The sequence below is a fragment of the Leptospira ognonensis genome (assembly GCF_004770745.1).
In the GTDB taxonomy this organism is placed as follows: domain Bacteria; phylum Spirochaetota; class Leptospiria; order Leptospirales; family Leptospiraceae; genus Leptospira_A; species Leptospira_A ognonensis.
Map to the genome: position 1 here is coordinate 1 of NZ_RQGD01000050.1, position 8,629 is coordinate 8,629.

Below are 8,629 nucleotides of genomic sequence, written 5' to 3' on the forward strand. Positions count from 1 at the left end.
AAGAAGGCGCGCCGACGCTAACGCCTCTGCGAGGCTCAGCTACGGACAACGTCGTGTAGCCTAGTTCGTTATGCGTAATGCCTTTAAATAAATTAAACAGAGAATAAAATGAAAGGTTATATACACCATTTTCTACTTTATTCGGAAAGCCCTGAATTAACTTTTGAAACATTTAAAATAAAATATGATCTTCCTGAATTCTTTCCGATAACAAATTTTGGTTTTTTTAAAAGTGGTATGTTATGGATGAATAATTCATATCTTGAAATAGTCAATTATCCAAAAAATTTACCTGTACCGAATTCTAATCAATTAAAAAACCGCTTCGTTGGAATAGCTTTAAAGATAGATTTATCTCCTGAGCAGACATTGGAATTTCTGATTGAAAATAAAATTAATTCCAGTGAAATTCTAAATGAAGATGTATTGGATAAAGATGGCAAAAATGTAACTATTGCAAAAATAATTTTATTGAATGATTATTTTCATGATTTTAGAATTTTCTTTGTTTTTGATACCAATGATTTCTTTGAAAAGAAAGAAAAAGAAATTTCAATGCAGAAATATTCCAATTTTACTAAATGTTGGATATCTACTCATGAATCCTTGAAGGCTATTGAATTGTTTGCTAAGCTTGGTTTGATCTCGTTGAACGAGAAAACATATCGAACATCTAAGGATCAAGCTATCGAAATTGTAGATTCCGAACATTCTTCAACTGAAATTATTTCTCTTGAAATACAAACAAATAATAGAAGTGTAAATATACTGAATGATCTAAATAATGAATCTTAAAGATAAAAAGGCACTACGCATAACTGCGGCTGTTACGCTCCGCCGGAATACCGGCTCTGGCTTCGCCACATCCCTCTTCTGTCACTTGCCTTGCTTACGCAAGTCGCGTGCCAGCTCCTGCGGATCGAGGGACGTCGTAAAGCCTAGTTCGTTATACGAAATCGCTTAAAGAGATTTAAATAAACTTTTGAACGCGAAAAAATAGCACGGATACGTTTCTATAAGTCAGTAAGAATTAAGAAATTAAGACCTACTTTACACTCGCGCTTTTTTGTTTCTCAGGCATATTTGCCGCAGGCTTTTATTGGAGTATTCTGAGTTTGCAATTTAATCTCGGTGTTTCTTGGTCGCTTTTATTGGTCTGAATCGAAAATATTTCGAATCACGGTCGGGCTTTCTGTTTGCGACGGCTCTTTTAAGATTCCCTACGGAAGCGTGATTAGATACTCTTTGGATCGCAGCACGCGCGAGAAGAAAATAGGAAGATAATTCAGTGATTGTGCTTTGCGATAATTGTAGCTCTATCTTCTTACGGAAGCAAATGAAACAGAAAGACAAAATTAACTAGATAGTATTCTAGTTAAACTTATACTAATATTTTGCTTCGACTTTTAATGATTCTTTTTATTTATTGCGGCAAATTGCCTTAATTCGGAATGAAAAAAGCGTTCAAAAGAAAGAGAAAAGTTAAAAGCGACTTCGTATAACTGCGGCTGCACGCTCCGCTCGGGACTTTCGCCCTCGCTCGGCCTAAAGGCACATTGTCCTCCGTCACGCTTCTTGCTCTGCAAGAAGACGCGCCGACGCTAACGCCTTCTCAGAAGGCTCAGCTACGGACAACGTCGTGTAGCCTAGTTCGTTATGCGCCATGATCCAAAATTTCACTTTAAAAATAAAATATAAAGCGAAGAATAATAAGATTAATTACTCAAACTGTATCTAAAGGAAGATAAAATTGCCAATTTGGATAAGAAAAACGTATAAAGAAAAAACTGAGAATTTTTTGCATTTATTGAAGGATGATTGGTCTTTACCCAATAATTTCGATGCTTTTGGCGAATGGCTTCAATCTGTTGATGAAACATTAGATAAGGATGCAGAATGGATTGCAGATATAGGCTTCATGCCTAGACAAAACGCTACAGGAGGTGGTCCAGTTATCTCACTGGATTTAATGAAACTTTGTATCAGAAATAATATAGAAATATATATTTCGGAATTTGGATCCTAAATATAAAAATATAATTTAAAAATTTGATTCTAAAAACAATAATAGTTACTGCAAGTAAAGGCTTAATCTAAATGAGAAATTGAACATTCTAGACATATATGACAAATATCAAAAGAAAAAACTTAACGTTTGAAAGAACATTAATTGAACAGAAGTAAATTAATCTAGGATAAATCATTCAAATTGAATACGCAATTATTTTTAAGCTCAGATTTATTTCTAGCTATACAAAATAACTATGCAACCTATAATCAGTTATTTTTAAATGGATCACAGCGTATAACTTCGGCTGAAACGCTGCGCTCGGGACCTTCAGCCCTCGCTCGGCCTAAAGGCACATTGTCCTCCGTCACGCTTCTTGCTCTGCAAGAAGGCGCGCCGACGCTAACGCCTGCGCAGCAGGCTCAGCTACGGACAACGTCGTGTAGCCTAGTTCGTTATACGAAATCGCTGCAAGGATTAGTCGTAGGTTCCGCGGGAGATTTAAGAATGTGGATTCTTTCGAAGGGATGACGCTTTTTTATTGAGTTTTTTAATGTTTGATCCCAGGATTATTTGTCGTCGAAATGGAATTCTAATTTGAGTAAACCATTCTCCTATTCTACGAGATTGACGATCCTCTCTTCGTGATGTTAAATATACCAATCGAAGTAACGCGGAAGAAATTCCTTTCTTCGACGAACATTTTTTAGTAGAATATGTCGCAACTTCGTATAACTTCTGCTTACCGCTGCGCTTCGGGACTGTCGCCCTTGCTAGGGCTTCGCCACATTCCTCTTCTGTCACTTGCCTTGCATACGCAAGTCGCGTGCCAGCTCCTACGGAACGAGGAACGTCGGTAAGTTCGTTCGTTATACGACATTACGCAAAATTGAACCAATAAATAAAAAATGAGAATCATCGTGATTGCTTCAATTTCCCTACTAGCTTTCAGTTCATTATTAACACTAAGTTCCCAATATATAACTGTAGTGAATCTAAGATTACTTTGTAGTTTTGCATTTCTTCTTTCTATATCGGTTCCTACTATCCTCGGACAAAGAAATGACAATGATTTGTTCAAGCAAACCCTTTTATTTTTAAGCCCATTATTTCTACTTAATGAAAATCATATAACTGTATATTTCATTTTATTTCTATTAATTATATATCTAATATCCTTAGTTAGATTTAAATTTAATACCTTCGGAAAATCAGTTCTAATTTTTTATATATTGATACTTTTCATTCTAACAATTGGTCTGTTTATCAAAGATTATCTACATCAAGAATATAAGAATAAAGATCATATTGAAGAAAATTACATATATTCACCTAATAAACAAAGCCTTCTTAAAACTAAATTTATTGATGAAGGAGGATTAGGATCATCTTCCTCGATTATTCTTTACAAGAATTTAGATTCATTCTTTAAACAAGAAATCGAATTTTGTTATAATAAACCGAATGAAAATATTAAATGGGATAATGACGACGAATTTCAATTAGATGAAATTTTAGTTGAAATAAAAAGAATTAATTTTGTATTACCGAGACCAAAATCAGGGAAATGCATTGACCAGTTAGACTAAAATTGTTGATTGCGTAACGTCGTATAACTGCGGCTGACACGCTCCGCTCGGGTCTTTCGCCCTCGCTCGGCCTAAAGGCACATTGTCCTCCGTCACGCTTCTTGCGAGGCAAGAAGACGCGCCGACGCTAACGTCTCTACGAGACTCAGCTACGGACAACGTCGTGTAGCCTAGTTCGTTATGCGACATTATTCAATTTTTAGGAGAAAAAAAATGAAGATAAAAACTATATTGCTTATAATTTTACTTGGAATTATATTCCAATGTAACAAAAACCCTATTGAAAATCGCGCTTTCGTAGATGCAAGTGGAGGTTTAAGAATTAGATCAACGTCTGACCAAAATAGTGCAATTTTAACAACTATTCCTGATAAAGCAGAATTAATAATAATTGAGGAGAAAGGCGACGTTTTTGAAATATCGGGTAGAAAAGGTAAATGGACAAAAGTTAAATATAAACAATTTGAAGGATGGGTATTTGGTGGATTCATTAAATATCCTTTAAATGAAGACCAAACAAAAAATTCTAATATAAACTCAGACTCTATAACAGATTTCAATCTAAATAATGATGGAACTGTTACTAATAAGAAAGATAATTTAATCTGGACACGTTGCTTCGCAAATTTTCAGAAAGAGACGGATGGCAAGTGTATCGATTTCTCGGATCAACATACCTTAACTTTTTCTGAAGCTAATCAATTTTGCGAAAATTTGGAGTTAGCAGGAAATTCTGACTGGAGATTACCTACTAAATCAGATTTGATGAATTTGTATGATTGTAAAAACAGCAACGTAGATGGAAATCATATAGAATCAAAAGAAAATTATAATGGAGAAGGCTGTGGTAAGGTAAATGGACAAGCAATCTTCGCTATAAAACCGGAAATTTTTGCGAATAATCAATGGGCTGGACAATATACCTGGACTTCAACTGAAGCAGGCATAGAATACGATCCGATTGATCGATCGGTAATGGGAAAACAATATTGGGCAGCATTAAATTTTCGAACAGGATTGCTAGGTAAATTCGGAGGCGAAAACACAAGAGGCTCAGTTATGTGTATCAGAAACTAAATTAATAAATTTCAACGTCGCATAACTGCGACTTAACGCTTCGCTTCGGGACTTGCGCCCTCGCTCGGGCTACGCCACATTCCTCTTCTGTCACTCGCTTGCGTACGCAAGCTGCGTGCCAGTCCCTAACGTCCCGTTCGGGACTCAGGGTCGAGGAACGTCGTTAAGTCTAGTTCGTTATGCGCCAGATTTTTAAAATAATAAATTTAAAAGAAAAACAATGAAAACAGAAATATTGAACTATTTAGAAAATTTGTTTCCAGGTTCGCGGATAATCGAGAATTCTATTAAGCTTGATTCTTCAATAGAAAACAATAAGAACAGAAAATCGATGAATATTTCGCTAATGGATACTATTTATGAAGTAACAAAATTAAATACCTTCAATTCAATTGATTCGTTTCTATTTCGATTAGTAGCAAATAAATTAGAAGAATTTCATAATCTTGAATTAAACCATGAAATTTCTAAGTTGATCATTGAGAATATTTTTGATAACGCAATCCTACGAAGTTTTATTTTTGAGGAATTTGAGAATTATGAACTTACCTATCGAAGTAACCTGGTAACCGATTTACTTAACGGACTCCAGTATTGGAGAAATAAAACCTATGAAGGAAAAAATATTTCATTCGGATTTATAATAGATGGATCTCTCGAGAGAAGCTATAATAACCATGAAATTTTCAACAATATCCAAAATCACATAACGAAAGATTACTTTGCACCTCTTAGCGATGGAATGTGTAGTTTCCTAAGTATAAATCTTGAAGGAGAAATAATAGGAATAAACCAATTTGATACATTTCATGATGGTTCAATGCTTCCTTATCGATTTAGTACGGTCAATAATTTAAGAAATTCAAGTGTTCTTATACAAACTAGATTAGGAGATATTTTATTAATTAAAGAAGGAAATCTGAAATTTGTAAAAAAGAATCAACAATGGATACAATTCGATACAAATTCCTTGATGCATAAAATTAGTGCAAATTTAAATATCTATGAGAAAAAATTAAAAGAAGCAGTATTCCAAACATGCTTAGATATTTCTTTGGCAAAAACCGGAGGAGTATTAGCAGTTGTCGATGACGAACATTTTCAAAGTAAAAAATTCATTTCTAACGATTTAAATGACGATTCAAATTTTCAAAATAAAAAGAGATTCCTATATTCATTAACAAAAGGGTATAAGTTTCAAGATCTCTCCAGATCTTTAAGAAAGGAAATACTCAGCATTGATGGAAGTACTGTTATAAATCGCCATGGTTATATCTTATTAATAGGCACAATTATAAAAATTTCAGGCGGTAGTCTAGGTGGTGGAAGAACAGCTGCAAGTGTCGAATTATCAAAATCTGGCGCTGCAGTAAAACTTTCAACTGACGGTTATATTGAAGTATATATTGACGGAAATAGAACACCAGTCATGAAAATCGATTAAAAATCCGGCGCATAACTGCGGCTGACACGCTACGCTTCGGGACTTGCGCCCTCGCTCGGCCTAAAGGCACATTGTCCTCCGTCACGCTTCTTGCTCCGCAAGAAGGCGCGCCGACGCTAACGCCTTCTTCGAAGGCTCAGCTACGGACAACGTCGTGTAGCCTAGTTCGTTATGCGTCATGATTAAATAAAAGGATCGAATACCATGAAATATCCCAAAATTATAAATGATAAACTCGAAGAAATTAATAAAATAATCGAGACCTGGAATGTTCAAATTAATCAAGCTGAAGTCATAAAATGGATATTACAGTACGATAATGAAGACCTAGATATAGCATTTAGAATCATTAAAAATTTAAATGTAATAGGATTTGATGAATTACAAAATGCATTATCCATAGCTTTCAGTAAACTTGAAAGAAAATCTATTGATAAAAATACGAAAATTACTTCAAAAAATACTCTTTTTGCTGGAGTTGGTGAAGCTGGAAAAAGTGGTTCAATGATTTCATATAATTTTCGAATTATAAATGAATTATCTGAAGAAAACTTTCTAGATGAGGAATCTTTAGTACATATTGAAGAAGGCAGAGTAGAAAATATAGTCTTGGTGGATGATATAATTTCTTCTGGCGATCAATCAACAAAGGAAATAATCAAACTTAGAGAAACATTAATTCCATTAGGAATAAACAATTTTTTTCTTCTAACCGCCCTAGGTATGAAAAGCGGAATTAAAAAAGTAGAAGAAGAAACCGGTGCCCATGTTTTCTCAGCATTCGAATATGATATTACTGATACTATAAATTCATTTGATTCACCTTTTTATGAAGGATTAGAATTTGAAAGTCGAAAAAGATTAAAATCGAGACTTGAATACTATGGTAAAATTTGTAATCCAAAAGCTCCCTTAGGATACGGTAACACTGGTGGCCTTACTGTTTTCTATTATAATACCCCAAATTCAACTATACCACATATCTGGGGATCACTTAATTCTTGGATTCCCTTATTTAAACGAACTAGAAAAATAAACGGTATAGATTCATACTTTAAGCAATTTGAGAATTTGCAGTCTCACAAAAGTAAAGATTCCAAAAAAAGTAAAGAATTGAATATTTTCGTTGAAGGTAAAAACGATGAAATCTTCATTGAATGCTTATCAGATTTTATTCTAGCAGAGACTGAATACAAAAAATTAAATGTAATCTCTCTTGGAAGCGTATTTACTTCTCAAAAACTTATAGATAATCTTAATAAAACTCAATCGAGCTATATATTCTTAATAGAGGATTTTTCTGATATAGATAAAAACTATAATACTAAATTAATTGAAATATATAAAACTATACCTCATGTTAAACTAAAACCATTAGGATTTTATTTCGATATAATATCAATGGTAGACGATAAGGAATTTATCGGACTTTTTCAAGATTCATTAAGAAAAGAAAGTGGTCTAATAATCGATAGACAATTCTTACAAGAATTTGAACACAGAATTTTAAGGAGACTCCCACCATCAATCCGGGAAAATATGGTTAGAAAGCTAGTAAAAAACCATCCAAGTAAAGAGAATATAAATCAACTAGTTAATGAAATTAAGCAAGCTATTAAAAAGTAATCACGACGCATAACAGCGGCTGACACGCTCCGCTCGGGACCCCTGCCCTCGCTCGGCCTAAAGGCACATTGTCCTCCGTCACGCTTCTTGCGCAGCAAGAAGGCGCGCCGACGCTAACGCCTCTGTGAGGCTCAGCTACGGACAACGTCGTGTAGCCTAGTTCGTTATGCGCAATTTTTCAAAAAAATTTCTAAAATTAGAAATACGAAAATTATAGATTTAAATCTCAAAAAAAAATATGACTTTTGATATTAGAAATGCGTTGGCAATTTTCCAAAGAGTCGGCGCAAATGATAATTTCGTAACCTTAATACTTCATCCGGATTCAGATGATTATAAAAGGTTTGGTAGTACATTAAGTGGATTCATACATTATACAAAAAATCAACGGAAATACTTCTCAGGTGAACAAATTATCCTGGGATTTAAGGAGGATATTTCATTTTTAAAATTAAATACACTAGATCTGAATTATCCAATAAAAACCAAAACTTTTCTGTTAACGAAAGGAATCTTTATTCAATCAGTTAGACAAATAATCTATACGCCAAAAGATGATGATCTAGATGGTATTCCGAAGAAGCACAAGAACAAAATAACTATTCCTCTTGAACCAGCAAGTGATCCATTAGAAACCGAAAAGTTGAGTCTCTTTCTATATAAAAAATATTTAAATTCGCAAGTAAAGTTCCTTAAATCTGAAAAAGAAAAATATATTGGAATCTATCTCGGTCTTTATGAAAAAGTTCCAGCAGAATTATTAGAAAAAATTCAATTAGATCCCAAGGAAATTGAAACCAACGATCAAATTCACCGCTACTATCTTAATACTAAAAAGAAAACCATTAGACTGACAGATGAAGAATCTAAGAGACTAATTGAATG

The 8,629-nt window shown here is 34.0% G+C and carries 7 protein-coding genes; all 7 read left to right on the plus strand.

Going from position 1 to position 8,629, the window contains the following annotated elements; genetic code table 11:
• Window positions 1–108: 108 nt before the first annotated feature.
• On the plus strand, window positions 109–795 hold the full coding sequence (locus EHQ58_RS18445; RefSeq protein WP_135625548.1) for a hypothetical protein: 687 nt from the start codon (window positions 109–111) through the stop codon (window positions 793–795).
• A gap of 955 nt (window positions 796–1,750) precedes the next feature.
• Window positions 1,751–2,026 (plus strand): hypothetical protein, encoded by a 276-nt coding sequence (locus tag EHQ58_RS18450; protein WP_135625549.1) that lies wholly within the window; start codon window positions 1,751–1,753, stop codon window positions 2,024–2,026.
• Between the two features lie 1,214 nt (window positions 2,027–3,240).
• Window positions 3,241–3,597 (plus strand): hypothetical protein, encoded by a 357-nt coding sequence (locus EHQ58_RS18455; protein ID WP_135625550.1) that lies wholly within the window; start codon window positions 3,241–3,243, stop codon window positions 3,595–3,597.
• Between the two features lie 213 nt (window positions 3,598–3,810).
• Window positions 3,811–4,674, plus strand: coding sequence for an Lcl domain-containing protein (locus EHQ58_RS18460; protein ID WP_167883693.1), 864 nt, complete (start codon window positions 3,811–3,813; stop codon window positions 4,672–4,674).
• 220 nt (window positions 4,675–4,894) lie between these two features.
• A complete protein-coding gene (locus EHQ58_RS18465) occupies window positions 4,895–6,118 on the plus strand; it encodes a hypothetical protein (RefSeq protein ID WP_135625552.1) in 1,224 nt (407 codons plus the stop codon).
• A gap of 204 nt (window positions 6,119–6,322) precedes the next feature.
• On the plus strand, window positions 6,323–7,744 hold the full coding sequence (locus tag EHQ58_RS18470) for a phosphoribosyltransferase (RefSeq protein ID WP_135625553.1): 1,422 nt from the start codon (window positions 6,323–6,325) through the stop codon (window positions 7,742–7,744).
• A gap of 238 nt (window positions 7,745–7,982) precedes the next feature.
• The coding region (locus EHQ58_RS18475; RefSeq protein ID WP_135625554.1) for a hypothetical protein at window positions 7,983–8,629 on the plus strand (647 nt) is incomplete at its 3' end.